The 23,241-nt window shown below is 68.3% G+C and carries 25 protein-coding genes, 1 tRNA gene and 2 pseudogenes; 12 read left to right on the top strand and 16 right to left on the bottom strand.

Translation table 11 applies throughout. From position 1 onward, the window contains the following. Positions 1-423: pseudogene (locus G3I40_RS08785) on the top strand (hydrolase); the annotation flags it as partial. A 67-nt stretch (positions 424-490) separates the two neighbouring features. Here G3I40_RS08785 and G3I40_RS08780 read toward each other — a convergent pair. Next, positions 491-1,435, bottom strand: a complete 945-nt coding sequence (locus G3I40_RS08780) for a hypothetical protein (protein WP_343244864.1) — start codon at positions 1,433-1,435, stop codon at positions 491-493. 195 nt (positions 1,436-1,630) lie between these two features. On the opposite strand from G3I40_RS08780, the gene G3I40_RS08775 reads away from it, so the two are divergent. Then, entirely contained in the window at positions 1,631-2,287 is a 657-nt protein-coding gene (locus G3I40_RS08775; RefSeq protein ID WP_164301586.1) for an SDR family oxidoreductase, read from the top strand. Positions 2,288-2,425: 138 nt separating this feature from the next. On the opposite strand, the gene G3I40_RS08770 is transcribed toward G3I40_RS08775, so the two are convergent. From G3I40_RS08770 to G3I40_RS08755, 4 genes are all read right to left on the bottom strand, one after another. Continuing rightward, positions 2,426-2,656 (bottom strand): hypothetical protein, encoded by a 231-nt coding sequence (locus G3I40_RS08770; RefSeq protein ID WP_164301585.1) that lies wholly within the window; start codon positions 2,654-2,656, stop codon positions 2,426-2,428. Positions 2,657-2,782: 126 nt separating this feature from the next. After that, on the bottom strand, positions 2,783-4,045 hold the full coding sequence (locus G3I40_RS08765; RefSeq protein WP_164301584.1) for an MFS transporter: 1,263 nt from the start codon (positions 4,043-4,045) through the stop codon (positions 2,783-2,785). A gap of 3 nt (positions 4,046-4,048) precedes the next feature. Continuing rightward, complete coding sequence (locus G3I40_RS46410) at positions 4,049-4,759, bottom strand: DUF5825 family protein (RefSeq protein WP_203643694.1); 711 nt, start codon at positions 4,757-4,759, stop codon at positions 4,049-4,051. Continuing rightward, positions 4,756-6,825, bottom strand: a complete 2,070-nt coding sequence (locus tag G3I40_RS08755; RefSeq protein ID WP_239091612.1) for a RiPP maturation radical SAM C-methyltransferase — start codon at positions 6,823-6,825, stop codon at positions 4,756-4,758. The genes G3I40_RS46410 and G3I40_RS08755 overlap by 4 nt, the downstream gene beginning before the upstream one ends. 415 nt (positions 6,826-7,240) lie before the next feature. Between G3I40_RS08755 and G3I40_RS08750 the strand changes: the two genes are divergently transcribed. After that, the gene (locus G3I40_RS08750) at positions 7,241-7,966 is read left to right on the top strand and encodes a nucleotidyltransferase domain-containing protein (protein WP_164301583.1); all 726 of its coding nucleotides are present in this window, start codon (positions 7,241-7,243) and stop codon (positions 7,964-7,966) included. A 113-nt stretch (positions 7,967-8,079) separates the two neighbouring features. Here G3I40_RS08750 and G3I40_RS08745 read toward each other — a convergent pair whose 3' ends face one another. Beyond that, positions 8,080-9,117 (bottom strand): Lrp/AsnC family transcriptional regulator, encoded by a 1,038-nt coding sequence (locus G3I40_RS08745; RefSeq protein WP_164301582.1) that lies wholly within the window; start codon positions 9,115-9,117, stop codon positions 8,080-8,082. 195 nt (positions 9,118-9,312) lie between these two features. On the opposite strand from G3I40_RS08745, the gene G3I40_RS08740 reads away from it, so the two are divergent. Further along, on the top strand, positions 9,313-10,206 hold the full coding sequence (locus G3I40_RS08740; protein ID WP_343244863.1) for an alpha/beta fold hydrolase: 894 nt from the start codon (positions 9,313-9,315) through the stop codon (positions 10,204-10,206). A 47-nt stretch (positions 10,207-10,253) separates the two neighbouring features. Here G3I40_RS08740 and G3I40_RS08735 read toward each other — a convergent pair. The 6 genes from G3I40_RS08735 to G3I40_RS08710 form a co-directional block, all read right to left on the bottom strand. After that, positions 10,254-10,321: transfer RNA gene (locus tag G3I40_RS08735), tRNA-OTHER, on the bottom strand. 63 nt (positions 10,322-10,384) lie between these two features. Further along, positions 10,385-11,452 (bottom strand): NaeI family type II restriction endonuclease, encoded by a 1,068-nt coding sequence (locus G3I40_RS08730; protein WP_164301580.1) that lies wholly within the window; start codon positions 11,450-11,452, stop codon positions 10,385-10,387. A gap of 207 nt (positions 11,453-11,659) precedes the next feature. Beyond that, positions 11,660-12,748: a DNA cytosine methyltransferase gene (locus G3I40_RS08725; protein WP_164301579.1), complete on the bottom strand. Its 1,089-nt coding sequence runs from the start codon at positions 12,746-12,748 to the stop codon at positions 11,660-11,662. Positions 12,749-12,860: 112 nt separating this feature from the next. Further along, positions 12,861-14,069, bottom strand: coding sequence for a DUF3578 domain-containing protein (locus G3I40_RS08720; RefSeq protein WP_343244862.1), 1,209 nt, complete (start codon positions 14,067-14,069; stop codon positions 12,861-12,863). A gap of 340 nt (positions 14,070-14,409) precedes the next feature. Next, the gene (locus G3I40_RS08715) at positions 14,410-14,724 is read right to left on the bottom strand and encodes a hypothetical protein (RefSeq protein ID WP_164301578.1); all 315 of its coding nucleotides are present in this window, start codon (positions 14,722-14,724) and stop codon (positions 14,410-14,412) included. A 131-nt stretch (positions 14,725-14,855) separates the two neighbouring features. Further along, entirely contained in the window at positions 14,856-15,650 is a 795-nt protein-coding gene (locus tag G3I40_RS08710; RefSeq protein WP_164301577.1) for a DUF4231 domain-containing protein, read from the bottom strand. Between the two features lie 277 nt (positions 15,651-15,927). Here G3I40_RS08710 and G3I40_RS08705 point away from each other — a divergent pair, with 277 nt between their 5' ends. Then, positions 15,928-16,572, top strand: coding sequence for an HAD family hydrolase (locus tag G3I40_RS08705; RefSeq protein ID WP_164301576.1), 645 nt, complete (start codon positions 15,928-15,930; stop codon positions 16,570-16,572). Here G3I40_RS08705 and G3I40_RS08700 read toward each other — a convergent pair. From G3I40_RS08700 to G3I40_RS08685, 4 genes are all read right to left on the bottom strand, one after another. Next, positions 16,569-17,420 (bottom strand): DUF1932 domain-containing protein, encoded by an 852-nt coding sequence (locus tag G3I40_RS08700; RefSeq protein ID WP_164301575.1) that lies wholly within the window; start codon positions 17,418-17,420, stop codon positions 16,569-16,571. The genes G3I40_RS08705 and G3I40_RS08700 overlap by 4 nt on opposite strands. Beyond that, a complete protein-coding gene (locus G3I40_RS08695) occupies positions 17,417-18,004 on the bottom strand; it encodes a guanylate kinase (protein ID WP_164301574.1) in 588 nt (195 codons plus the stop codon). The genes G3I40_RS08700 and G3I40_RS08695 overlap by 4 nt, the downstream gene beginning before the upstream one ends. Next, the gene (locus G3I40_RS46405; protein WP_203643693.1) at positions 18,001-19,017 is read right to left on the bottom strand and encodes an AAA family ATPase; all 1,017 of its coding nucleotides are present in this window, start codon (positions 19,015-19,017) and stop codon (positions 18,001-18,003) included. The genes G3I40_RS08695 and G3I40_RS46405 overlap by 4 nt, the downstream gene beginning before the upstream one ends. Before the next feature lie 233 nt (positions 19,018-19,250). Beyond that, on the bottom strand, positions 19,251-19,604 hold the full coding sequence (locus tag G3I40_RS08685; protein WP_239091613.1) for a winged helix-turn-helix domain-containing protein: 354 nt from the start codon (positions 19,602-19,604) through the stop codon (positions 19,251-19,253). Positions 19,605-20,345: 741 nt separating this feature from the next. Here G3I40_RS08685 and G3I40_RS08680 point away from each other — a divergent pair. The 7 genes and pseudogenes from G3I40_RS08680 to G3I40_RS08650 all read left to right on the top strand — a co-directional run. Beyond that, the gene (locus G3I40_RS08680; protein ID WP_164301572.1) at positions 20,346-20,537 is read left to right on the top strand and encodes a hypothetical protein; all 192 of its coding nucleotides are present in this window, start codon (positions 20,346-20,348) and stop codon (positions 20,535-20,537) included. A 133-nt stretch (positions 20,538-20,670) separates the two neighbouring features. Beyond that, positions 20,671-20,982 carry a hypothetical protein gene (locus G3I40_RS08675; protein ID WP_164301571.1) on the top strand — a complete coding sequence of 104 codons (312 nt, stop codon included), beginning with the start codon at positions 20,671-20,673 and terminating at the stop codon, positions 20,980-20,982. Next, positions 20,979-21,323, top strand: coding sequence for a hypothetical protein (locus G3I40_RS08670; protein ID WP_164301570.1), 345 nt, complete (start codon positions 20,979-20,981; stop codon positions 21,321-21,323). The genes G3I40_RS08675 and G3I40_RS08670 overlap by 4 nt, the downstream gene beginning before the upstream one ends. Beyond that, entirely contained in the window at positions 21,313-22,167 is an 855-nt protein-coding gene (locus G3I40_RS08665; protein ID WP_164301569.1) for a hypothetical protein, read from the top strand. The genes G3I40_RS08670 and G3I40_RS08665 overlap by 11 nt, the downstream gene beginning before the upstream one ends. After that, positions 22,167-22,505: an RRQRL motif-containing zinc-binding protein gene (locus G3I40_RS08660; protein WP_164301568.1), complete on the top strand. Its 339-nt coding sequence runs from the start codon at positions 22,167-22,169 to the stop codon at positions 22,503-22,505. Before G3I40_RS08665 ends, G3I40_RS08660 begins: the two co-directional genes overlap by 1 nt. A gap of 27 nt (positions 22,506-22,532) precedes the next feature. After that, complete coding sequence (locus G3I40_RS08655) at positions 22,533-22,847, top strand: hypothetical protein (protein WP_164301567.1); 315 nt, start codon at positions 22,533-22,535, stop codon at positions 22,845-22,847. A gap of 96 nt (positions 22,848-22,943) precedes the next feature. After that, positions 22,944-23,241: pseudogene (locus G3I40_RS08650) on the top strand (hypothetical protein); the annotation flags it as partial.

The raw sequence follows: 23,241 nt of genomic DNA, 5'->3' as shown, positions 1-23,241 counted from the left end.
GGGGTCGCGCCGGTGCGGCTGCTGCGGGCGGCCGGGGTGCGGATCACCGCGGGCAGCGGGGCGATGCGGGACATGGCGAACCCGGTGGGCCGGGGCGATCCCCTGGAGGCCGCCTACTTGCTGGCCTCGCAGTACGGGATGCGCACCGAGGACGCGTACGAGGCGGTGAGTTCGGCGGCCAGGGCCGCGCTCGGCCTGCCGGAGGTGCGCCTGGAGGCGGGGTTTCCCGCGGAGTTGCTCGCGGTGCGGGGCGAACGCCTCGCGGGGGCGCTCTCGCTCGCGTACAGCCGGATCGTCGTGCACCGGGGGCGTGTGGTCGCCCGGACCAGTGCGGTGCGGGAGTACTGCGACTCGGCGGCGGCGGTCGCGCTCGATCTGCCGCGCCAGGGCCGCGCCGCCAAGTACGGCGGCGGCTCGGCCTGACAGGGGCGTACGTGCGCGTGGTGGCACGCGAGTTCCACGCGCGCGTGCCCGTGCCGGGATTCCGGGGCTAGGAGAGGCCGCCCGCGGCGAACGGGCTGCCCAGCAGCAGGGCCGACGCCGGGACTTCCCGGGCGCCTGCCGGGGCCTTGATGCCGGCCGCCTCCCCGAACTTCACGTACAGCGGGGCCTTCACTCCTTGTGCGTCGTCCGCGAGGGTGGCGACGTCCATGGAGATGCGGGTCAGGGTGCCGTCCTTGATGGCGAAGTCGACGGCGACCTTCTTGTTCGGGGCGTCCTTCAGGTCCTTCTCTGTGGGCAGTTCGGCGCCTTCGGGCAGCTCGTCGGAGAGCGGGCGCAGCTTGTCGAACAGGTCCGTCAGGAGCGTTCGGAACGGCGCCTTGGCGGTGACGTGTTCGGTGCCGTCCTTGCTGCCCTTGTCGGTGAGGGTCACGTTGTGCTGGAGCGCACCGCGTACGGCCTTCATGACCTTCTTCTGGGTTCCGGCGTCCAGGGAGTCGTCCGCGGAGCCCTTGGCCGGCTTCTTCTCCGTTCCCTTGGTGAGGTCGTCGGTCTTGAACTTGACCCACTTGCCCTCGACGACTGCCTTGAACATCTCCCCTTCCTCGCCGGCGGGCAGCTCGTCGGCGCTGGGCGCCGGGAAGCCCGTCAGGCCGGAGAAGGCCTTGAGGTCCATGCGGTAATACGTGAAGTCGCCGACCATGCGGTACTCGGCGAGGACACCGTCGGGACCGGTGAACTTCAGGCCCGCGCCGACGATGTCCTTCTCGCCGGAGTCGGCGAGCGGCTTCCTGGACCGTACGGAGACGCTGACGTGGGACTTCGTGAGCGCCTTGGCCATCTGCGGCGGCAGTACCTCGCCGTCGGACTCGCCGGCGAGCTTCGTCAGGGCGGACGGCGTCGCGTCCAGACCCAACTCCACTGACAGGGAGTGCCGTTCGCCCAGCTCGTCCGCCGCACGGTCGATCTTCTGGGCCGCGGTGAGGTTCTCCACGGTGCCGCAGGCCGCGGTCGTGGCGAGCAGCAGGGCCGTGCAGCCCGCCGCGGTGAGGGTGGTGTTACGTATGACGCTGATGAGTGGCTCCTGAATGAGACCCGCGGGCGGACGTCGCCGCGGTGCCCATGTGACTCACGAGCCGACGACATGGTTGCGCGGTGAACCGTCTCTGTCCGGCGTACGGTCGGAAGCATGCGCATTGTCATCGCTGGGGGTCATGGTCAGATCGCGCTGCGGCTCGAGAAGCTGCTGTCGGCGCGCGGGGACGAGGTGGCGGGGATCATCCGCAACGCCGAGCAGGGCGACGACCTGCGGGCGGCCGGTGCGGAGCCGGTCCTGTGCGACCTGGAGTCGGCGTCCGTGGAAGAGGTCGCCGCGAAGCTCCAGGGCGCGGACGCGGCCGTCTTCGCGGCGGGCGCGGGCCCGGGCAGCAGCACCGCCCGCAAGGACACCGTGGACCGGGATGCCGCCGTGCTGTTCGCGGACGCGGCGGAGCGGGCCGGGGTGCGCCGGTACGTCGTGGTGTCGTCGATGGGCGCGGACGCCGCGCACCGGGGCGACGAGGTCTTCGACGTATATCTGCGGGCCAAGGGCGCGGCCGACGACGACGTACGCCGTCGCACGGGCCTGGACTGGACGATCCTGCGGCCCGGGTCACTGACGAACGACGCGGGCAAGGGGCTCGTCCGTCTGGAGGCGTCGACCGGGCGCGGTCCGGTGCCGCGCGACGACGTCGCGGCGGTCCTCGCCGAGCTGGTGGACACCCCTGCCACGGCCGGTCTGACGCTGGAGCTGATCTCCGGGTCGACGCCGGTGACGGTGGCCGTGAAGTCGGTCGCGGGGAACTGAGCCGACGCCCGGCGCCGCGGTCGGGGAACTGAGCCGTCACTCGGCGGCGCGGTCGCGGAGAACTGAGCCGTCACTCGGCGGCGCGGTCGCGGGGCACTGAGCCGTCACTCGGCGGCGCCTCAGAGCCTCGGCAACACCTCAGAACAGCGGCAGTTGCCCCGGTACGTGCGGGACCGCGTACCCGTCGAGCGCGTCCTGCACCGCGCCGAGCTGGGCCTGGCGGCGGGAGCCGGGGCAGGAGACCAGCTCGCCCGCCGCGCGGGCTCCAGGCGGGTCGTGACGGGCGAAGCGGCCTCCGACCACGGCGATGTCGCGGCGGCACTCCGGGCAGTTTCGGCGGCGGGCGGCTGAGGTCAGGGTCGACGACATGGTTCTTAGTCTGCGTCGTGATCGGCGCGGGCACACGGTGAAACCCCCTCAGAGGGTCGCTGAAGGGGTTTCCCCGTGTGCCCACGCCGAGCGGGCCCGCAGCACGCCGCGGGGTGTGAACGCGGCTCACAGGCGACTCGGCACATCCGTGACCGGTTCCCCCTCCGCAGTGCGCACCGGCGCCCACAGGGTCGCCGCCGAAACGAGCGCGACCGCCGCGGAACCCAGCAGGACGGGTACGTTGCCGAGCCAGGCGGCCAGCACGCCGCCGCCGAGCGCACCCGCCGGGACCGTCGCCAGGAGCACGGACTGGACGAGCCCGGCGACGCGTCCTTGCATGTCCTTCGACGTGACCTGCTGCTGTGTCGTCGTCATGGAGATCATCCAGACAGTGCCTGAAAGCCCGTACGTCACCTGATAGGCGAGCAGCAGGACGAAGCCCGCGCCGAGCGCGGCGGCCGGGATCAGGAACACCGCGGCGCCCGCCACGAGACCGCAGACCTGGGTGGCCCGCCACAGCCCCGTGGTGCGCGCGAAACGACCCGCCAGTAGCGCACCCGCGACCGTGGCCGCGCTGTAGACGGCGTACGTAGTGCCCAATTGCCATGCTTCTAGGTGCAGTTCACGGGTGGCGAAGAAGACGTACAGGGCGGTGGCGGCGCCGCTGCCGAAGTTGAGGCCCGCGCCCGACAGGACCATGCGGCGCAACCGCGGCTGGGCGCGGACGACGGCGAGGCCCGAGCGCAGCGCGTCCAGCGGCGACCGCGCGCTCTGCTCCCCGCGTACGTTCAGGACGGCCGGCAGGGCGAGGACGAACAGCGCCTCCAGGGCGTAGGCCGCGCTGCCCGCGCACAGGGCCGGGGCGGGGCCGACGAGCCCGACCAGGATGCCGCCGAGCGCGGGGCCGCCGATCTGTCCTCCGGTACGGGCCGCGGTCAGCGCGGAGTTGGCGCCGAGCAGCCGGGCGGAGGCGACGACCCGGGGCAGCGCCGCCTGCAGGGCCACGGAGAGGGTGAAGGTCAGGGCTCCGGAGACGACGGCGACGACGTACAGATGGGCGCGGCCCAGGTGCCCGGTCGCGTCCGCGAGTGGCACCGAGCCGACGACGACGGCCTGCACGGCAGTGACCGTGACGAGCAGGTTCCGCAGCCGCACCCGGTCGACGAGGACCCCGGCGAGCGGACTCAGCAGGGCGCCCGGAAGATAGGTCAGCGCGAGCAGCGCGGCCGCCCCGAACGGCCCGGCGCCCATGCCCGTGACCGCCAGCAGCGCCAGCGCGAGGGCCGTGATCTGCCGCCCCAGGGAACTGGCGACCTGCTCGCCGCACAACAGGACGAACGGGCGGTGCCGCCACAGCGGAACCGCGACCCCCTCCCCCGCTTCCGCCACCCGTCAGATCCCCGTGCAGGGCACGGGCCAGCGGCGCAGCCGCGCCGGCAGCGCCACCGCCCACCCGTCGACGATCAGCGCGAGCCGCTCGCCCGCGAGCAGCGCCGCGCCCTCCCGGTGCACGGCGTCGAGCGCGTCGAGAGGCGTGGCCTCCTGCAGCGCGTCGAAGGCGGCGAGCAGATCGGGGTGGTCGAGCGTGAACCGGGCCGATCGCGGGCGTTCCCTGCGGTCCATGACGGTGACGAAGCCGGGGCCCCGGCGCTGGTAGAGCATTCCGACGGCGTGATCGTCCCGCCAGGAGGTCCACTCGGCCGGTTCGTCCGCGTGCGGGGCCGGCGGAGGGAGGTGGCGCAGGGCGCGGAGGGCGTCGGGGGCATCTGGGGCCTCGGGGGCAGCCAGGTCATACGTATGACGCTCGCCGTCACATGTCACTGGCCCGACGCCACGCGTCACCGGCTCGACGTCATACGTAACACGTCCGACGTCACGTGTTGCCGGCCCGACGTCATACGTCACCGGGTCGACGTCATACGTAACACGCAGCCCGTGACCGAGGCACTCCCGCAGGAACTGGACCGCCTGTGTGGTCCTGCGGCCGTCTCCCCGCAGGAGCAGCGGCTCGGACACCCGTACGTGGGTCCGGTCGGTGCCGGTCATCCGGTGGGCGACGGTATCGGGCAGTACGGCGGAGTGCGCGGCGCGCCGTGCGGTCATCCGCCCACCGCTTCTCGCGCAGGGCCGATGCCTGCCGGGGTGCCGCATTCCTGGACGGGCGCGACGGCATCCGGGGTATCGCAATCCTGGACGGGCGCGACGGCATCCGGGGGGTCGCACTCCGGTAGGAGATCGGCGGCAGCCGGGGTGTCGCACTCCGGTAGGAGATCGGTGGCTTCCGGGGATGCCCGGTCGACGCGGATCGGGGCGGACCGGGTCGGCAGGGACACGTAGGTGCGGTCGTCGCGGAAGAGCAGGCCAAGGGCGAGCGCCTCGGTGAGCCACTCCCCCAGTTCCTCTTGCGATACGCGGTGTCGGCCTTCGGTCAGGTGCCGGTGGAGGGCGGGAGCGGTTCGGCCCTCTTCCAGGTGGCTCAGGGCGGCCGCCTGCCAGCCGTTGAACCAGTAGGTGCGCGGCGGCCAGCCCTGCCGTCGGTCGCGCACCAGAAGGGCCTCTCCGTCCTCTCCCGTCTCCGTCATGACGAGCGTCGAAGCGGCGTGTGCGGCCCGCCACTGCACGACGGCCCGCAGCAACCGGTCCTCGATCTCACCGCCGATACCCGCGTCCTCGGTGTCGAACAGGTAGACGAGATCGGCCAGTTCGTCCTCCGGCAGCTCGTAGACGTGCTGGTACATCTCCGCGGGGTGGCGCTTGCCGAAGCCGAGGGCCGGGTTCGTGAAGTGCGGGCTGAACCGCTCCAGTTGGATGCGATGAGCGCCGCCGGGCGGCTGGAGGTGCACGAGCGCGGGCGTCTGGTCGAGCACGCGCGCGTAGTCGTCGGCGGTCTCGCCCGGAAAGCCGTACAGGTAGTTCCAGGTGCAGGTGATCGCGTGGTTGTCGAACTCCCGCAGCGTACGGACGTTGCGGGCGCCGGAGACGCCCTTGTCCATGAGGTCGAGGACGCGGTTGCTGAGGCTCTCGATCCCGGGCTGGAGCAGGACGGCTCCGGCCTCGCCCAGCAGGGCGATCTGCTCCCGGCTGAGGTTGGACTTCACCTCGTAGTGCATCCGCAGGTCCCAGCCGCTCTCGGCGGCGCGCGGCAGGAAGTCCTTGAAGTACGCCATGTCGATGATGTTGTCGACGGTGACGATGTCGAGGATGTGATGGCGGCGCACGAGCCGGTCGATCTCGCTCCACAGCCGCTCGCCGGGCTTGGCGCGGAAGGCCATGGCCGTTCCGTTGAGGCCGCAGAAGGTGCAGTGGTGCTTCTCGCCCCACCAGCAGCCGCGGGCCCCTTCGACGACCAGCTTCGGATACACGTACTCGATGACCGGCGACGCCTCGATCTCCGCATGCCACTGGTCGTAGTCGGGCGACGGTATGTCGGCGGGGGCCACGGTGCGGCGGGTTTCGGTGTTGGCCCGCGACACCCGGGAGGACCGGCGTCCGCCGTCGGACGTCTCCCACCAGCACAGCCCCGGTACGTCGTCGGGCGGGGTGCCAGCGTCGAGGTGGGCGAGAAGTGCGGGGAAGGCGTACTCCCCCTCGCCGCGCACCACGTGATCGACGTAGGGGTGGTTGCGGTGCAGGGCGTGGCCCATGGGGCCCTCGCAGTTGCTGCCGCCGAAGACGACGGTCAACTGCGGTCGGCGCCGCTTGAGTTCACGGGCGAGGGCGAGCGAGGACACGTTCTGCATGAAGGTGCTGGTGAACCCGACGACATCGGGGTCGTGGCCGAGCACCTCGTCAGCGCACCGGTCGATGTACTCGGCGGCGAGCGCGCGCATCTCGGACACGGTGGTGAGGGTGTCGGCGCACAGGGCGCGGGCGCGCGCGTACGCGTGGAGCCTTGCCACGCCCCAGCTCTCGTCCCCGTAGAGCACGCCGGAGAAGACCCAGTCGCCGAGCCCGTGGAAGATCGAGTCGCTGCCGATCGCCTCGTAGTCGCCGGGCCGCAACCGGCCGCCGGAGCGCTCCAGGAGGAACTCCGCCCAGCGCAGCGAGCCGTGGAACTCGCGTACCTCGTCGTCCGGCCGGACCTGCCGCAACAACTGGTGCAAGAGCCCCACCTGCAGCGAGGGCAGATCGATCGGGTGCCAGGGCATGGTCACCAACTGAACGCGCATGCCGCCCTCTCCCAGCAGATCAGCGGATCGGCCTCTTCTCCAAAATCGCCGGCCTGCGGTTGGTCCGCTCTTCCTCACGGATCACTGTCTTCTTGATCTCCACGCCGCCCCCAGGACCCCAGGACCTCAGGGCCCTCAGGACAACTCGGGCCCGAACATCCGTATGCAATAAGGCGGTTCACCCTAGGGCTGCACTCTGCGTCACACAAGTGCACACCATGCGCAGATGTCTACTCGTGTAGCGCCGCCGCTGTAGTGCATACCTGTAATGGGGGCCTGTAATGCGGGCCTGTAATGCGGGAGTGCGGCCTGTAGTGCACCCGGCAGTAGTCCGTCGCCTACGTAGCCGTCGCCTACGTAGTCCGTCGCCTAAAGGTGTGGACGGGACGGCGAGTCCGCCGGTAGACCCGTCCGCATGGATGATCAAGCGTCCCGTCTCCTCACCGACCAGGCTCTGCGGCTGCTCGCGGAGCGCCATCCGAACGCCCTGGGCGCGGTCCTGGGCGGTTCGGCCGCCCGGGGCGAAGCGCGCCCGACCAGCGACCTGGATCTGGCCGTCCTGCTGCCCGCCACGGACGTCAGCCGCCGCGAACAGATCCGCTACGAGGGCCGCCTGGCGGAACTCTTCCTGCACCGGCTCCCCGAGCTGCCCGACGTCTTCGAAGGGGACCGGGTCCTGCGTCGCGGCACGATGCTGTTCATCTACGGGGAGGGCATCCCGCTCCTCGATCCGCACGGGCACGTGAGCCGGGCACGCGCGCGTGCCCGCGACCTGCTCGCGGCGGGCCCCGTCCCGCTGACCCCTGCCCAGTGGGAACGCAGCCGCTACGTCCTGACCTGCTGGCTGGACGACCTGCTCGACACCCCGAGGACCGAGCGGTACGAGCAGCTCGCGACGGCCGACGACGCGCTCCATGAGGCGGCCCACCTCCTCACCGCGCACCACAACACCTGGACCGGCATCGGCCGTTGGCTCCCCCGCCGCCTTCTTCAGGCCGACCCGGACCTCGGCGAAGCCCTGCTCCACGGCCACCTGACCGTCGCGGAGAACGCCGATCCGGCACCGCTGGCGAGCGCGGTGGAGAGGGTGCTGGAGCTGGTCGGGGGACCTCTGCGGGAGGGATACGTACAACGGAGGTGACGAGGAGTCGCCTACGTAGTCGCATACGGCATAGCCGTCCAGGGAGTCGTCGCCTAGGCAGTCGTCGCTTAGGGAATCGTCGCCTAGGGAGTCGTCGTCTAGGAAGTCGTCGCCTACGGATGGGAAAGAGCGGGCGGCGCGACCGGTGCGGGTGTGCGCTTGACCGCACGGCTGACGAGGGCCGTCTCGACATGGCTGATCCCCAGACCGACCAGATCGCGGGAGAGGAACCCGTAGAGGGCCGTCAGGTCGGTGAAGTACGCGGCCGCGTGCAGGTTCGAGGGACCCGACGTCGCGAACGCACCGTGCACCGCGGGGTGGTCGGCCAGCGCGCGGCCGGCGGCGGCCAGATGGTCGGGGGCCACGTGCAGCAAGAGTTTGGCCTCGATGGGCAGCCCGAGGCGGCGCGGGTCGACCAGGACCTGGGTGACCAGACGGCCCTGGGACGTGAGTCGGGCGATGCGCCGGCGCACCGTGGTCTCCGGGTGGCCGGTGCGCGCCGCCAGGGCCGCGGCGGTCAGGCGCGCGTCCGGGGTGAGGGCCTCGATGAGGGACTGTTCGAGGGCGTCGGCCTCGACGCCGTACGGCCCGGGAGAGCCGGGGACCGTCTCGTGCGGGTCCGCCGGGGTTCCGGTTCCGGCGGCCGGGCTCAGGGCCGTGCGTTCCGCCGCGCTCAGCACGTCGTGACGCCACTCGGAGGTGAGCCGGAAGACGTGCAGGATCGTGGCGCTCTCCAGGGACGTCACCGCCTGGGTGGAGGGCAGCTGGCGGAAGACCAGCGGATCGCGTGATCCCGGCTCGGTGCGGGCGACCGCGAAGATCTCGTCCCCCGCGGTGGTGACGTCGATGAACGGGATGTCCTCGCGCGCCGCGAGCGCGGCCACGATCGTGTCGAGCTTGCCCCGCAGGACCCGGATCCGCAGGAACAGGGCGCCCGCCGAGCCCCCGTTGCGGGGGCGCGCGACGGGCGAGACGACCACGCGCACGGTGCCGTCGGCGGCGAGCGCGTGCAGGCGGCGGCGCACGGTGGCAGGGCTCAGGCCGAGCACGTGGGCCGCCCGTTCCGCGGTGAGACGGCCGTCCCACTGCAGGGCGGCCACCAGCCGCTGGTCCCCCGGGCTCAGTACGGAATCCGCCGATACGCGCGCCATGACGGCCAGTTTCGCCCATGACGGCGCGGTACGGCGCCGGTCCCGGGGAGACCGCCCCAAGCATGGATGTCATCCACCTCCACTCCGACAGCGCCGGAGGTCCCCGTGCGTACACCCCAATCGGCACCCGTGCCCGTGCCCGTAGCCACACCTGCGCCCACGTCCGTAGCCACGCCCACGCCCGCGTCCCCGCCCGTGCCCAGGAAACGGGAAAAAGTACGCTTCACCAGCGGCGACACCACGTGCGCCGCCTGGCACTACCCGGGCACCAACGGCGGCTGCGTGATCATGGCCGGCGGCACCTCGGTGACGAAGGAGCCCGCCACGGACCTCTTCGCCGCGCGGTTCAACGACGCCGGATTCGCCGTCCTGGCCTTCGACCACCGCAGGTTCGGAGAGAGCGGGGGCGCTCCGCGCCAGATCGTGCGGATCGACGAGCAGATCGGCGACTGGCAAGCCGCGATCGCCTGCGCGGCCGGGCTGCCGGATGTCGACCCGGAACGGATCGCGGCCTGGGGCTTCTCGCTCGCGGGCGGCCACGTCCTGCGCGTCGCGGCCGACCATCCGCGGCTCGCCTGCGCGATCGCCCAGACCCCGCTGGCCGACGGCCGCGCGGCCGCACCCAACGCGCTGCGCTCCATGACGCCCCTCGCGGCCCTGCGGCTTGTGGGCCGGGCTGTCGCGGACGTGCTCGGCGGCCTCCTCGGGCGCCCGCCGCTGCTGGTCCCGACGGCGGGAGCGCGGGGCGAGGTCGCCTCGCTCACCACGCCGGACGCCATGGACGGCGACCGGGCCCTGGACCCCGACGGGCGCCACACGGACTGGGAACGGACGGTCGCCGCCCGGATCGCCCTCCAGATCGGCGGGTACCGGCCCGGCCTGCATGCCTCCCGGATCGGGTGCCCCCTGCTGGTGGTCGTCTGCGACGAGGACCGGAGCGTCCTTGCGGAGCCTGGCGTCCGGGCGGCGGACAACGCGCCGAGGTCCGAGGTGGTCCGCCTGCCGGGCAGCCACTACGCCCCGTTCCTGGAGGCGCACGAACAGGCCGTCGCGGCGGAGGTCTCGTTCCTGGAGAAACATCTGGCCTAGAAAACGATGAAGCCCCCTCCGGAATCCGGAGGGGGCTTCCCCAAGTGTGGCGGCGCCAGGATTCGAACCTGGGAAGGCTGAGCCGGCAGATTTACAGCGGGCTCCGTTCACCGCCTACGACCTGCGGCGTTTCGTGCGCCACCCTCTGCTGGGGGCCATCTGGGGGACGAGAGCCAGGTCAAGGGGTCTGCCCATCAATCCTTCGCTTATCAGGAAGGTCGGGCGCTGGAACGGGAGAGGCCAACAGCTCCTCCCCGCGAGGGCGCGCCCAGAACTGGCCATCCAGTGAGAACTTCGGCCGCTCATCGTCAGATGAGACAGGAACGAGGCGGGTGGAGATCCACTCACCCTTGGTCGGTGCCAGCAGCCCAAGCGCGCGGGCGACGTGTGGGTGTGATCCTTGGTGCCCCAGCACAACGATGCCCTTGGGGCGTAGAGCTATACGGGCGTCACGGGCCCGTTTCGGCGCGTCGTCCTGCTGTCCGACGGTCAACACTGCCTGTCGGCCAATGAGACGTTCCTGCACCTCGCGGAACAGCCTATTCACCCGCTGCTGGCCCGACGAGGCTCGGCCCGGCAGTGATGCAGAGAGAATCTGCTCGCGTACTTCGCGTTCGAGGTGGAGCAGCAGGTTCGTCGGCAGGTCTGTCTGGAGCCCACCCCAAAGCCAGTACACGTCCGACTTGGCTCCATCGGAGAGCTTGCGCTTGTTGTCTCGGTTGTATGCACGGACGAGGTCGCCGTTTGCACCCGGCGCTCTCTTCCAACGCAAGCGCTCATCGGTGATCCGCACTATGCCAGCGGCCCACCGGCTCGTGTCGTCGTCAATCCAGGTGACGACTGCAGCATGGTCGTCACGGCCACTCCGCTCACCATGGTCGGCGCACAGATACATCTCCATCGGGATCTCCCAGCCGCCGAGATCCTTGGAGAACTTGCAGTCAATATCGCGGCCGGCGATGGACCAGTCGAGGTCTGCGCCGTTGTCGATCGCGAACTCCTTGGTGAGGTTCACCTCGACGGCCGTGCCGAGATATGTCTTCTCGGTCTTCGTCAGGTGCTGGTACGCCCAGCGCCCCGTCCGCTGGCCATCGAGCAACTCGTCGAGGGAGTCGCGGAGCGCCCATCGGAAGCGCTCCCGCGCCTCCGGCCGGCTGTAGAACCACTCCACGAACGGGGCAAGGTCATCGGGGACCGATTGCGTAAGGCCGGACTGGATCCGCCACTCACGCGGCACCCTGCTCATGGGCTGAGTAGGGAGCTCCCAAGTCCGGTACGAATTACGGCGCGAGTGCTTCGCAGCCAACGCACGCGAATCCTGCATGCCAGCCTGAGCAGGCTCCTCAGGCAACCACAGACCCTCTTGTATCGTCACGCGCTGAAGTGTGGCAGCAGCCACTCAGCCTGGTTCGACGAACCCTCCTCCGCGGGCTTCGAGGAGGGCACAAAAGTGTCAGGCCCGGACCAGCACCCCGTCGTCAGCCGTCGTCGCGGCCTGCTCCGGCAGTCGGTGCCACGAATCAAGCTTCGCCAACAGGTCCTCACTCGGAGGAGACCAGCCGAAGGCGGCACTCAGTACATGCATCGCCAGGCGTGGGGGAACGGCGTTCCCGATCTGCTGCCCAATGTCGCGACCGGACCATGGGTAGTCGGCAGGAAAGGTCTGCAGCCGTCCCGCTTCGGAATGATTGAACCGATCCAGCTCAGCCCCGGCGAGGGAGACGACACGGTTTCGGCGGATCTTGCCAGTCACGGTGGCAGAAGGCTGAGACGAGGTCCTGCGCCCACGTAGCTTCGGGTCGCCACCCGTTCCGTAGTTCGAGATGACCTCAAAGGGCGTTCCTCGCTCGATCACGTCGCCCATGGTGCGCCACGGCTCCTTCGATGCATCTCCAGCATCTCGTGGAACCCCCTTACGGTAAGTCCTATGAGTAGAGGCGGGCAGCTTCACGTCGTGCTCGCCCCGGCGCGCGACCAGCACGGCCCGCTTCCGTGTCTGCGGAACGCCGTAGGCCTCCGTGAGTAGGAGTCCGAAGTCAACCGAGTACCCCTCGTTCTGGAGGGCCCGGGCGTACGCCTCCCACACAGGGAGCACCGCCGGAACCTGCTCCAGGACGATTGCCTCGTAGGGCATCTTCTGCACGTCGATGGCTTCCAAGATCCATCGGAGGGGTTCCAGTACGAGGCCGGTCCGCTCGTCATCCAGGTTCGCGAGATCGCTAACAATCTGCTCGCGGTCGACCCGAGCAGTCATGCGGTCGACGAATTTGAGCACGTCATCCAGGGCCTTACGGCCCGCCCCGCTGCCTGCGACCGTAAAGGTCTGGCACGGCGGTCCGCCGGCCAGCACGTCTGCCTCCGGAAAATCGGCCGGACCGTACTGCCGCACGTCGCCCTGAACTGTGCCCAGGCCAGCAGCGCGACGGGTCTCGCAGGCGTCGGCATCCCATTCAACGCCGACAGTGGGCACTCCCAATTTCTCCGCAGCCACGTCCACGCCACCAGGTCCGGCGAACAAGTCGACGATCTTGACTGGCTGCACGCGATCTCCAGAGTTTCGGGTGGCGGTCGAACGGCCGCACATTGCAGCGCAGCGCTGTGCGAGCGTACCTGTGACCACTGACAATCAAGTGCTGCGCGACTCTCCCGCGCTCTTACGGGATCACGGACTCGTTCGGCTCGGCGCTTCGAGACCCGCTCGCGAGAACGTTCATAGCGCTCTGGACGCTCTGGCTCACTTCCCCGTCACCCACTGCGGTGCGATACGCGTAAGAGATCACCGTCAAGTCCTCGTCCGCGATCTCCCAGGGCGACGTGCAGTGAAGCACTCCGCCTGAGGCGACCGGTTCTGCCGCGGTGCGATCGAGGACGATGGAGTGGACGACGACCAACGCATTTGCCGGGTAGTACCGCCTCTGTTTCTCCACCTCGGCCCTAGTCAGGATGACATCGTGGCCAGCCGAGGTCGTTCCCTTGACCTCCACGCGTAGAACCTCCTCGCCCCGCTTCAACTCAAGGTCGAAGGACTCCCGATTGCCGACGTCCTTAACGTTCCAACCCTGCTCCTCGAAGTACGCCGTCGCCGCAGCCACGCTGTGCCTCTCGAGCGCGCTCCGCTCCCCTGCGGTGAGTCGGAAGCCCTGGCCAGACCGCATGGGACGCGCGACCATGCGGGTGCGTCGCCCCGCCGCGATGGCAGCAGTGCGCTCGGCTTCCAGCACCTCGGGAGCCGGGTCTCCGGGGATGTGCGGGGCCAAGCGCTCAGCTTCATAGATTGTGCGAAGCAAGCCGAGCATGTAGCGCAGATCATCGATCAGAACGGCCTGCGAAGGCAGCGCATCGCGGGAGTACTCGAAGGCGAGTACGTTCCCAGGTCCATAGCCGCGGCCAAGCGGACGGGTTGCATCGAGCTGGATCTCATCATGGAGTTCCGGCCGGCCAGCTACCTGGTCGGCGAGGAACGGACGGGCCCACCCAACCCGAGCCCTAAGGTCCTCGGCCTTGCGCGCCTTGAAGTCGCCCCCGCTCCACACGGTCGTCCCTTGGTTCAGAGACAGGTAGACGCGGTCACCCCCAGCGCTGAACAGGTAGACCGCATACCAACCGGTGGTAGCCCTCGGCGACTGTTCACGACCGAAGACGCGGACCCACGGGATCTCAGTCTTGAGCCCCGTCGCGTCCCGTCCCTCAACACCCAGGTTGTCGTGTGGTGTGCCAAGGGCGTCAGCCAGGGCAGGCCCATGCGTCCGAAGAAACTCGGGGAGCTCATGCCTGATGACGACGCCCCGCGCCTTCATCTCCTCTGTGTTCGCGGCCGTCCACGATGGCTGAAGCTCAAGAACCTTGCTCAGAAGCTCATTCACACGCCGCAGCGTATCCCCGGCCTCTGACAACCCAACTTCGTCTGGGTGGCGAGCTTTCGAGGTCGACCGTCGCTGCGCATTGGCCGCAGCCTGCACCGCTGGGGCTCGCTGCCCTTCCCCTGGCCCACGTATGGCCCACGCGGGGCCCTCCGGGCCCCTCTGATTTAGCTCACCCCAAGACCCCGTCCGGTTAAGCAGAACCGATCGCGTTCGCTCTCAGGGGTCGTCAGGCCAGATGCGTCTGCGCTCCGTGCTGTGGCGCAGGATGTCGAGCCCTGAGAGCCGGACACTGATGGCCCAGTACATAGTCCGCAGGGGCTGAGAAAGCTGACTAGTGGGTTCACCTTGGCTCTGGCCGTTGCTGGACTACCAGCGACATAGACGGCACGTTCGGCGGCAGGGCCCATTCCGTGATGCGAAGGCCGGCCAGTTCAATGAGTTCCTCAGGGACCCCCAACAAGTGCAGTGGGGTGCGGTTGTGCCGAGCCAGAAAGGCCTGGCGCCGCCGCTGTTCGGCTGCGTCGAGCTGCACCCACACATCGACCATCACCCCTGGCGGCACGCCAGGCACAGGGCGTGTGCGCCGCCGAACGTAGGGCAGATTGGCCACATCGTCAGCGAGTGCGATCAAACACCAGGCATCTTCGTAGGTCATAGTGGATCCGTGAGCGGTTTGCAGCCTGCGAGTACGCCACTGCCATCGTGGGGCTAGTAACCAGCGGGTCATCGTTAGCGATACGGCCCGCGTCGGGAAACCATGGCGCTCGGTTCCTTCTCCGCGGCTGCTCATTGCGCTGAGCGCTCGTCACGTGAGGCGCTCTGCTCCAGCTGGATTTCGCGTTTACGCTGTTCTTCCTTGATCCGTTCAACGGTTCCGGCGTAGAGAATGAGACGAGGGAATTCCTCCATCCCCGCGTAGGCGTCTAGCTGGAACCCGCTTGCGTTGTAGTTCTTCTCTATGTCGTCTGCTGTCGACTGCGAGGTAGTGCCGCGCTCACGGAACTTGAAGTATCCGGTGACTCCGGCGGAGATACCGACCAACGCACTCAGGGCCGAAGTTACGATCGATAGTGCTTTGTTTGATCCCTCATTCATTGCCGTGAGGGTGGAGACCACGATGGACCCCGTAATAATTACTAGCTGAAATGCATTGTGCACGCGTCGATTACGGCTCGCCTGCGCCCGGTAAGAGGCAATTACATCGAGTGAAGATTCCCGATATACGCGCAGGCCTGAGTCCGTATCGAGAGGGAGTTGGGCAGCTGCGGTCTGACGTTTCTGTAGAGCCTCGCGAAATGCGTTCGTTTTCATAACCAGCTTCTTGTGGTTATATCGAAGCCAGTACGCGCACGCGATCCATAAAATGTTGACGATTATCAGCGAGAGTGTTCGAGTGACACCGCCGTCCGCTCTCCAGATGCCGACGATTACGGTATATCCGAGCGTCCCCGTTAAAGCTAGAGAACCTAAAAGAATCAGCCAACTGATCCTCTGTAGGGTGCGAGTCGCTTTTAGGTCCGCTTCTTTTATGCTGAACGTGGCGAACTTTTCTCTGTACTCCTCGTGCGGGTCAGGCAGCAAGATACTCTCCCCCCGGATGAATGAACCTCTGAAGGTAGAGGACGTAACGAAGGGGTCGCAATGACGCATTGTGACTGGTGAATCTCTATGGGACACAAGTTACGTAAACAAACGCATGAGTTTTATGAGATGACGACGTACGCCCGTGCAGGGGCTCACTGCGGTGCGTCGACTACGCAGCGAGTGACAGCGGAAGTGAGCCTGATGCTGGGCGCAGTGAGCCACCCCGAGCGCCGCTCTCACAAACTGACGGGCACTGGTCCCCTACGGTCGCTGTGTGCTGGCACTTTTCGACCTGGACAACACGCTCATTGACCGCCAGGGAGCTATGGAGGACTGGGCTCGCGGCTTCGTGCGGTCGCGAGGGCTGGATAAGGGAGCGCAGTCAGTCATCTGCGAACGGCTCCGAGATCGGGCCTATCCGGCGGACTTCGTCCACCTCCGCACGACCCTCGGGCTCAACGACGACTCTGACGCCCTCTGGCGTGAGTACGTCGTGGGCATCGCTCGGTCCGTGCGCTGCTTCCCAGGGGTACGGGAAGGGCTGGGTGCGCTGCGCGGCGACGGGTGGACGCTCGGCATCGCGACTAATGGGGCGGGGGACATCCAGCGGACCAAGCTGGCTGCGGCCGGACTCGCGGGGTACTTCGAGGGCATCTGCGTCTCAGAGGAAGTCGGGGCCAGGAAGCCTGCGCGCGAGCACTTCGAGGCCGCGGCAGCCCTGTGTGGCCTCCGGCTGAGCGCGGGGGGATGGATGGTTGGGGACAACCCCGAGACAGATATAGAGGGAGCCGGCGCGGTGGGACTCCGTACCGGGTGGGTGGCCCACGGCCGTGCATGGGCCGATGGCCTCCGGAGGCCCGACATTGTCGTGTCAGACGTCGCGGAGGCTATCGCGGCCATGCGGCAAGCGGAGAGCTAGTCCGGCTGACTCTCCGAAGGATCGTGCAGATATTCGATTGCTTCAGGGATGCCAAGGTCCGAATCCCTGAGATCCTCCCAACGACTCATGACGGCGGCTGATGCCTCTGCCAGTTCCGCGGGTAGCCCAGCTTCCCGGAGAGTGGCGGCGGCCTCTTCCATCTCCGGCCCCCAGCGCCAGGACCGCGCAGCCACCTTCGGGATGTAGCTGGTCTCCGCGAGGTAGCTGGTAGCGCGGCCCTGCGCGATGTCGAGCAGCTGTTCCTCTACCCCGTAGTCACGGGCAAGGGCATACGAAACCGCGGCGAGCACCCGACTCGTCTTCTGGTAGCTGCTGTACGACAGCTTGAGCGCGGAGGCCCGCCCGACTCCGCCGGCGAGCGTGTGTGTGTGAACCGCCGACTCCGCGAAGAGCGATTCCACAGACGCAAGAGCGTCCTCCGGACCGGATAGATAGAGCCGGGGCGTCTTCGAGTCGGACGGGGGTGAACCGATGATGGAGCCGTCCACGACGGTCGCCCCGCCCCGGGACGCGATAGCGTAGACGCGGGCCATCGTGGCCGGAGAGATCGCGTTGGCATCCACGTAGGTGCCTGCGAACCCATGAGTGGAGACCTCAAGAGCTACGTCCTCCGCGTAAGCCGGGGGGCAGATGCTGAGGATGACGTCAGCTTTGTCGACTAGTTCCGGCAAGTTGCTCTCGGCGGCAAGGCCAGACTTGTAGGCGCGCTCCTTTGTTGCTGAGCTGCGTCCAGTCGGGCACCACAAAACCTCGGCTCCGACGAGCTTGGCCTGTGCTGCAACCGCGGCGCCCATACTGCCCGGGTGCAGAACTCCGACGATGGTCATCCGACCAGCCCCCGGATGTCGCGAACTTCGGTAGGTGCGCCGGCCGTCAGCGCCTCGTCGATGGCCTGTGCTGCGTGAGCCGCGCTGAGCTGGTCGGATCGAATGACGAGTGACCAGGGCTCCGCTGCATGGTCCAAGAGATCCTGCCGCGTCTCGTGCCAGACCTTGAGACGCTTGTCGACGTCCCTGTCGCCGCGGTCTTGGCAGCGCTGACGCGTCACATCCTCAGGGCACCACAGGAGTACGCGCACCCAATTGATGGGGTGGGCAGCGACGGCGCGAGCACCGGCTACCTGGCCCATGTGGAGGACCGGGATGCGTCCGGAACTGACGAGCGCGGTCACCTCGCCGCGGTCGATGGCGTACTCCGCGTCGTATCTGCTGTTGCGGTACAGAACCTCTCCGGCCTGCGCCAGTTCCTCGATGTGCTCAGGTGTTGTGAGCCGGTATCCCGTGGTCCGACCGGGGCCCGCCTTGAGCCGCTGAAAGAGCGTGAACTCCGGCCGCAGATTCGAGAGTTCGGCTGTGATCGTGTCCTTGCCGGACCCCGGAGGCCCGTACAGGACGATGCCGGAGGGGCTCACAGTCCACCTCCGCTCAGGACGTCGCGCGCTTCATCGACCAGGGCCACGGCCGCGCCGAGGCGGTTGTCGACGACGAAGTGCGGGCCCTGCGGGCGCATCTTCAAGTCGAGCCCTGCCTCGTAGTCGTCCCACGCCTCCATCTTCCAGGCATCGCGTGCTGCCCCTCGAAATTCGATGTATTCACGCATCGATTCTGGGTCGCACTCGACCCATATGGTCGCGACAGAGACACGCTTCGAACGGCAACGGTTTTGGAATCGCTGCATCCATTCGGAGCGGGAGAACTCGGAGATAAATGGAGCGTCCAGGATCGTGGAGATTCCGCAGTCCAGGTTGTCCCATGCGGCTTCCATGAGGCACCGGTATTCGAGGGGGCGCACCTTTTCCCGATAGAGGTCAGAACTCCGGTCGTGTGCCTCTCCGCCGAGTGCAACCAAAAGCCGATCGACGAGTGGGCGAGTCAACGAGTCTTTATCCAGGATTGGCCAACTGGTGAGACCTCCGAGGAACTTAGCGAACTCTGACTTCCCTGATCCGGCGTAGCCTCCCACCAAAACCACGACGGGGCCGTCAATGCCGCTCCCTGCGGCGCCGTGACGCCATGCATTGACGATGCGATTACGCAGAGCCTCGCCGTCCACATCGTTCGTGCCTTCGCGGATGCTGCCCAGTGCTTGACGCACTGCGTCTGGTTGATCGGGGAGCTTTCGCTCAGCCAAAGTGGGCGCCGGTACGGATTCCACAGGGGCATCCTCTCCGGGCAGGGCCTTACGGAAGCCGAGTTGTGCCTCATTGCGACGATAGAGGCGGCAGTACGCCCGGCGATAATGCGGACCGGGAAATACCGAACCTTTTTCGTGGCCCCAGATTGTCTGGAAGTTCGCGGCAATATTGAAGCCGTGGCGCTCCGCGATTTCGCGGAGCTTCTCCCCGGTGTCCTCCAGGGTGAGCCCTACCTCGTCGCGGTGCATCCGCAGGAGATCAGGCTTCCAATCAGGGTGCTTCCGAGCCATCTGCCCCTCCTAGATAGCTGGTCGAAGCCGCGAGTGTAGCGACCCGACTAGCTCTGTGGAAATTCGTGATAGCGCATGTATAAGCGGATGTATAAAACCGCTCGGACTTTCTCAAGTAGCGGGACGTGATACATGTTTCGGCGCCGTGGCGGTGAACTTGTCGCACACCGAACGAGGAGGTTCAGATGCCACGCGCCACGGCTCCGCAGGCCCCACCCCGGCACGCCGGAAGGTCAGTTGCCTTCCAGGGTTGCGACGCGTTGGCGCAGCTCCCCGACCTCGCTTCGCAGCTTCTCGACTTCCTCGCGCAGCTCGGCCATGGTCCCGACCGGATCCGCGAGTTGTGCGGCGGCGCTACCGGCGCCGGCGGTCAGGAAGACGCCTTTGCCCTGGTGACTCACCACGAGGCCATTGGTCTTGAGTTGGCTGATGGCAGTGCGGGCCACGGTCACCGTGATCCCGTAGCTCTTTTGGAGATCCCCGTACGAGGGGAGCTGCCCGGTGTCGGCGAATTCACCATCCGCGATCCGTCGCCGCAGGTCATCGGCTACCTGCTGATAGGCGAACTTGCCGGTCCACTCGACCATCTGCACCCCAAGTCTCGTCTCTGTCTCTGCCTCATAGTGCCCAAGCCTCAGACCTAGAACCAGTGCCCCAGGCTGCTTGTTCCCCAAGGGCACTTGACGCACTCTGTCTCAGAGTGCACTCTGAGATGCAGTTGAGCGAGTGCCTCAGTCCCGCAAGGGACGGAGAGCCCGAATGACCTGTTTGACCTGCACAAACGCCCGGAGAGGTCCGTATTAGGCGGATCGCCTCGAAGGAAGCGAATGCGGCTTGAGAACTCAACAGTGATCTTGTGATCGACGGGGCTTCGGGCCCTGTCCCCGCAGCGGCCCGGGTGATGGCCGGCGGCGGCCACTTCGTGGCAGGTGAACCTGTCCTGCCCTGCGCGCTAGCTCTGGAGAACGCTCTTGGGGGGCAGTCAGCCCCGGGGTTCCACCTGGTGCGCGCCGTCCTGCTGGCGTCAGAGCAGTGATGATGACGCGCCCGATCTTCCCGGCTCGGGGCTGGTGCGCTGTGGCAACGGCGTGCCGGTGAAGCCGTGTCCCTTCGTTCGTGAGGGGGTCGGTGTGAACCGACGACATACCCCGGCGCCGCCGCGATGGACCGGCCGGCGACGCCCGCAGTGACCTCGGTCCGATCCTCCTGGTCCCGCGGCCTGATGGCCGCGGCCGGTTGCCTCCTTCGTCCGTGCGGGAGCCCTGCGGGGCATCCGGACGGGCGGGGTGGCGGGGAGCCGGAGTGTCCGGCCCGGAGGGGAGCACGTGATGTCGTTCAAGGCCGGCGACAAGGTGCGCATCGTGTCCTGCGCGGATGACCCGCGCGCGGCCGGCAAGACCGGCCGGATTGTCGACGAGGTTCCGCCGGGCGCCCTGACGGGTGGCCGGTGGACCGTCGACCACATCGGTCTGTTGATCGCCCCGGTGCTGTGCAACGCGGGCGAGTTGCACAAGCTCTGAACCACCCCTGGCGGCCGCACTCGCGGACCGCATCGCCGCACTACAGCGGCATTCCTTCTACGGCGCGCGGCCCCGGTGCTGGAACACCGGGGCCGCTGTTCGGGCCGTACCTACTGCTAGGGAGTCACGACCCATGAAGTTCATCGTTGCTGGTCATGAAGCTGTTACGGCGTCCGAGTTCACGGAACTGGCGCTGGGCATCGACCTGGAACTGTTCACCGGTCCGGCCGGTGGCGAGTCCGAGCGGGAGCGGGCCGCGCGCCTGGATGTGGCGCGGGAAGTCCTCGCGGAGCTGCACCTGTCGGCCCCGGAGCTGGCTGAGTTCGCGGAGAGTCTGCTGCGCACGAGCCCGCTGTCCGGCCGGCCTGTGGTGCGGCGTTCGCGCCGTAAGCCCGTGCGCCGTCCGGCCCGCCTCTCCTCGCAGAGTGTGGGGGTTGCGGCATGAACGACGCCGACACGATGAAGGAACTGGCGGCGCCGGTACGGGCATTGCTCGCCCTGATGGCGGAGTTCGGGCATCTGCCCGCCCCGCACGTGGGCATCAGTCCCATCTTCCCGACGCGTCTGGACCTGTCCCTGCACGACGACTTGGGAACGTTCGAGCCGTGGCGCTACGCGCTGGGCATCGCACACGATGACGTGCGGTTCGCCACGCAGGGCGGCGGGCTGACGTGGGTACTGCAAGGCGCCGCCAACTACGCCGGCGTCGACGTCCGCCTGGTCGCCTACGGGGATGTCCTGCAGCCCGGAGCCGCGATCGGCCCGGGGGGCCGCGATGCGTCGTGAGACCTCACCCGACGAGCAGATTCAGGCGCTGCAAGCTCTCCAGTCGAACCTGACCCGGGTCCTGGTGACGGTCGCGGTGGTCGCGATGGCGTTCACGGCGACGAACGTGACGCTGTTCGCGATCGACCACCACATCCCCGCTGTGATCGCGTGGCTGCTGGATCCGATAGTGGCTGTCGCGCTGGGGGCGGTGCTGATCGTGGATGGCCGCCTGTCCGAGCACGGGGTGAACCCCTCGGGGTGGGCGACGACACTGCGCTGGTTCGCCGGCCTGAGTACCTGGCTGATGAACTGCTGGAGTTCGCTGTGGCCGGCCGCGACCCCGTTCGGGATGCCCCGCCACATCGACCCGGCGGGCCTTGTCCTGCACTCGATTCCCCCTGTCCTGCTGATCGTTCTGGCAGAGGCCATCACCTACTACCGGCGCGCGATCCTGGACCGCATCGCCGTCCTGCGCGGCCCGGTGGACACCCCGCGCGCCGCGGTGGACACGGCCCCCGCACAGCAGGTGTCCACCGTGTCCGCCCCACCCGCACCGGCTACGGCGAAGCGCCCGGTTCCGGTCGCGTCGCCACTGGTCATCTGCGGTGCACAGCACGCGTACACCCTGACCGTCCCCCCGCACTCGCACGAGCGCGAGGACGACGAGCGGGAGCCTGAGCGGCTGTCCACTGAACAGGCCCTGGACGTCATCCGGGAGTGCTGGGAACAGGGCGAGTCCATCCGGTCGGCTGCACGCCAGTCCACCCGTTCACCGTCGTACGTGCAGACCGTGTACGCGAAGCTCACCGCAGGCACGCAAGAGCCCTCGCGCCTTGCGCTGACGGCGGGCACCGGCCGCTGATGGCCGCCCTCCCCGTCTACCGCTGGCGCCTGGCACCGGACGGCTATGCGACCTTGCGGCAGTTGCGTGCGCTCGGGCTTCGGCCCGGCGGGCAGGATGTCGCCGCGCAGCTTGAGCGGCCCCGCCGGCGGCGGGGCCCGCTGGTCGCCTACCTCTACCGCATCGACCAGGCCAAGCCCGTACGCCCGATGACCCCGGGCCGGTGGGCGGCGCTCGCCAAGGCCAACGCCGCCCGCCGCATCTGCCCCGAGTGCTCGCAGGACGCCGGCTACGTCATACCGCCCTCGCTGGGCATGTGCGGCCCGTGTGCCGCCCCCGAGGAACAGCGCGCCGCCTGAAAACCCCTGCCTGAACTGGGAGTCCTCATGGACCGGAACCCGACTTGGCGTCGCATCACCGGCGTCCTGATCATCGGCTTCGCTCTCGCGGTGGCCCTCTCCATCGGCGTGCAGCTCCACTCCTACGCCGTGCCGCTCGGCCTGCTCGCCCCGTGCGTCCTGGGGGTCTTCTCCTGCGCGCTGTGGCTGCTGCTCCGCGTGGCAGAGGCCGCGGAAAGCACGGTGCACCGCTGCACGGCCCCGGGCTGCACCTTCCAGGTCCGCATGCGTCACGCGTCCGCGGCCGAGAGCCGCCGCTGGCAGGAGATCGCCGCCGCCCACCCCACCCACGACCACGTCTGAACAGCGCACCCCACCGACAGGCGCAGGACCCGAACGCCACCTTCTGACCAGCGCGTTCGGGTCCTGCTACTCACTCCGGAAAGGAGTGCTCTCAGCATGACCGACACCAGTACCGAAGCGGTAGTGGCCCCCGCCAACACCGACACCCCGCCCACCCCGGCCCCTGCACCGGCCGTGGACAAGGCAGGCGAGCAGAAGACGCAGGTAGAGGACGCGCCGGGCGGGTGGCCGGTCGCGCCGCTGGCCCTGTCCGGTGCGAATGCGACTGTGTCCACGATCGCCGCGGCGGGCATCGCGGGCGGGCCGATCGCCGCGGCGGTCGCCGCCACGGGCATGGTCGTGTTCGGCACCGTCGCTTCCTACCGCAGCCGCAACCCCCGCCCCAAGCAGGCGG

This window comes from Streptomyces sp. SID14478 (assembly GCF_010548525.1).
In the GTDB taxonomy this organism is placed as follows: Bacteria; Actinomycetota; Actinomycetes; order Streptomycetales; family Streptomycetaceae; genus Streptomyces.
Note: the sequence above shows the minus strand (reverse complement) of the source record. Positions and strands in the feature narration are given on the sequence as shown.

Excerpts from the sequence above, each read along its gene's own strand:
- G3I40_RS08745 (WP_164301582.1), bottom strand. The coding sequence starts at position 9,117 with ATGGCGCGCGTATCGGCGGATTCCGTACTGAGCCCGGGGGACCAGCGG.
- G3I40_RS08730 (WP_164301580.1), bottom strand. The coding sequence starts at position 11,452 with ATGAGCAGGGTGCCGCGTGAGTGGCGGATCCAGTCCGGCCTTACGCAA.
- G3I40_RS08700 (WP_164301575.1), bottom strand. The coding sequence starts at position 17,420 with ATGACCATCGTCGGAGTTCTGCACCCGGGCAGTATGGGCGCCGCGGTT.
- G3I40_RS08670 (WP_164301570.1), top strand. The coding sequence starts at position 20,979 with ATGAACGACGCCGACACGATGAAGGAACTGGCGGCGCCGGTACGGGCA.
- G3I40_RS08660 (WP_164301568.1), top strand. The coding sequence starts at position 22,167 with ATGGCCGCCCTCCCCGTCTACCGCTGGCGCCTGGCACCGGACGGCTAT.
- G3I40_RS08755 (WP_239091612.1), bottom strand. The coding sequence starts at position 6,825 with ATGCGCGTTCAGTTGGTGACCATGCCCTGGCACCCGATCGATCTGCCC.
- G3I40_RS08665 (WP_164301569.1), top strand. The coding sequence starts at position 21,313 with ATGCGTCGTGAGACCTCACCCGACGAGCAGATTCAGGCGCTGCAAGCT.
- G3I40_RS08655 (WP_164301567.1), top strand. The coding sequence starts at position 22,533 with ATGGACCGGAACCCGACTTGGCGTCGCATCACCGGCGTCCTGATCATC.
- G3I40_RS08770 (WP_164301585.1), bottom strand. The coding sequence starts at position 2,656 with ATGTCGTCGACCCTGACCTCAGCCGCCCGCCGCCGAAACTGCCCGGAG.
- G3I40_RS08680 (WP_164301572.1), top strand. The coding sequence starts at position 20,346 with ATGTCGTTCAAGGCCGGCGACAAGGTGCGCATCGTGTCCTGCGCGGAT.
- G3I40_RS46410 (WP_203643694.1), bottom strand. The coding sequence starts at position 4,759 with ATGACCGCACGGCGCGCCGCGCACTCCGCCGTACTGCCCGATACCGTC.
- G3I40_RS08715 (WP_164301578.1), bottom strand. The coding sequence starts at position 14,724 with ATGACCTACGAAGATGCCTGGTGTTTGATCGCACTCGCTGACGATGTG.
- G3I40_RS08685 (WP_239091613.1), bottom strand. The coding sequence starts at position 19,604 with ATGGTCGAGTGGACCGGCAAGTTCGCCTATCAGCAGGTAGCCGATGAC.
- G3I40_RS08750 (WP_164301583.1), top strand. The coding sequence starts at position 7,241 with ATGGATGATCAAGCGTCCCGTCTCCTCACCGACCAGGCTCTGCGGCTG.
- G3I40_RS46405 (WP_203643693.1), bottom strand. The coding sequence starts at position 19,017 with ATGGCTCGGAAGCACCCTGATTGGAAGCCTGATCTCCTGCGGATGCAC.
- G3I40_RS08675 (WP_164301571.1), top strand. The coding sequence starts at position 20,671 with ATGAAGTTCATCGTTGCTGGTCATGAAGCTGTTACGGCGTCCGAGTTC.
- G3I40_RS08775 (WP_164301586.1), top strand. The coding sequence starts at position 1,631 with ATGCGCATTGTCATCGCTGGGGGTCATGGTCAGATCGCGCTGCGGCTC.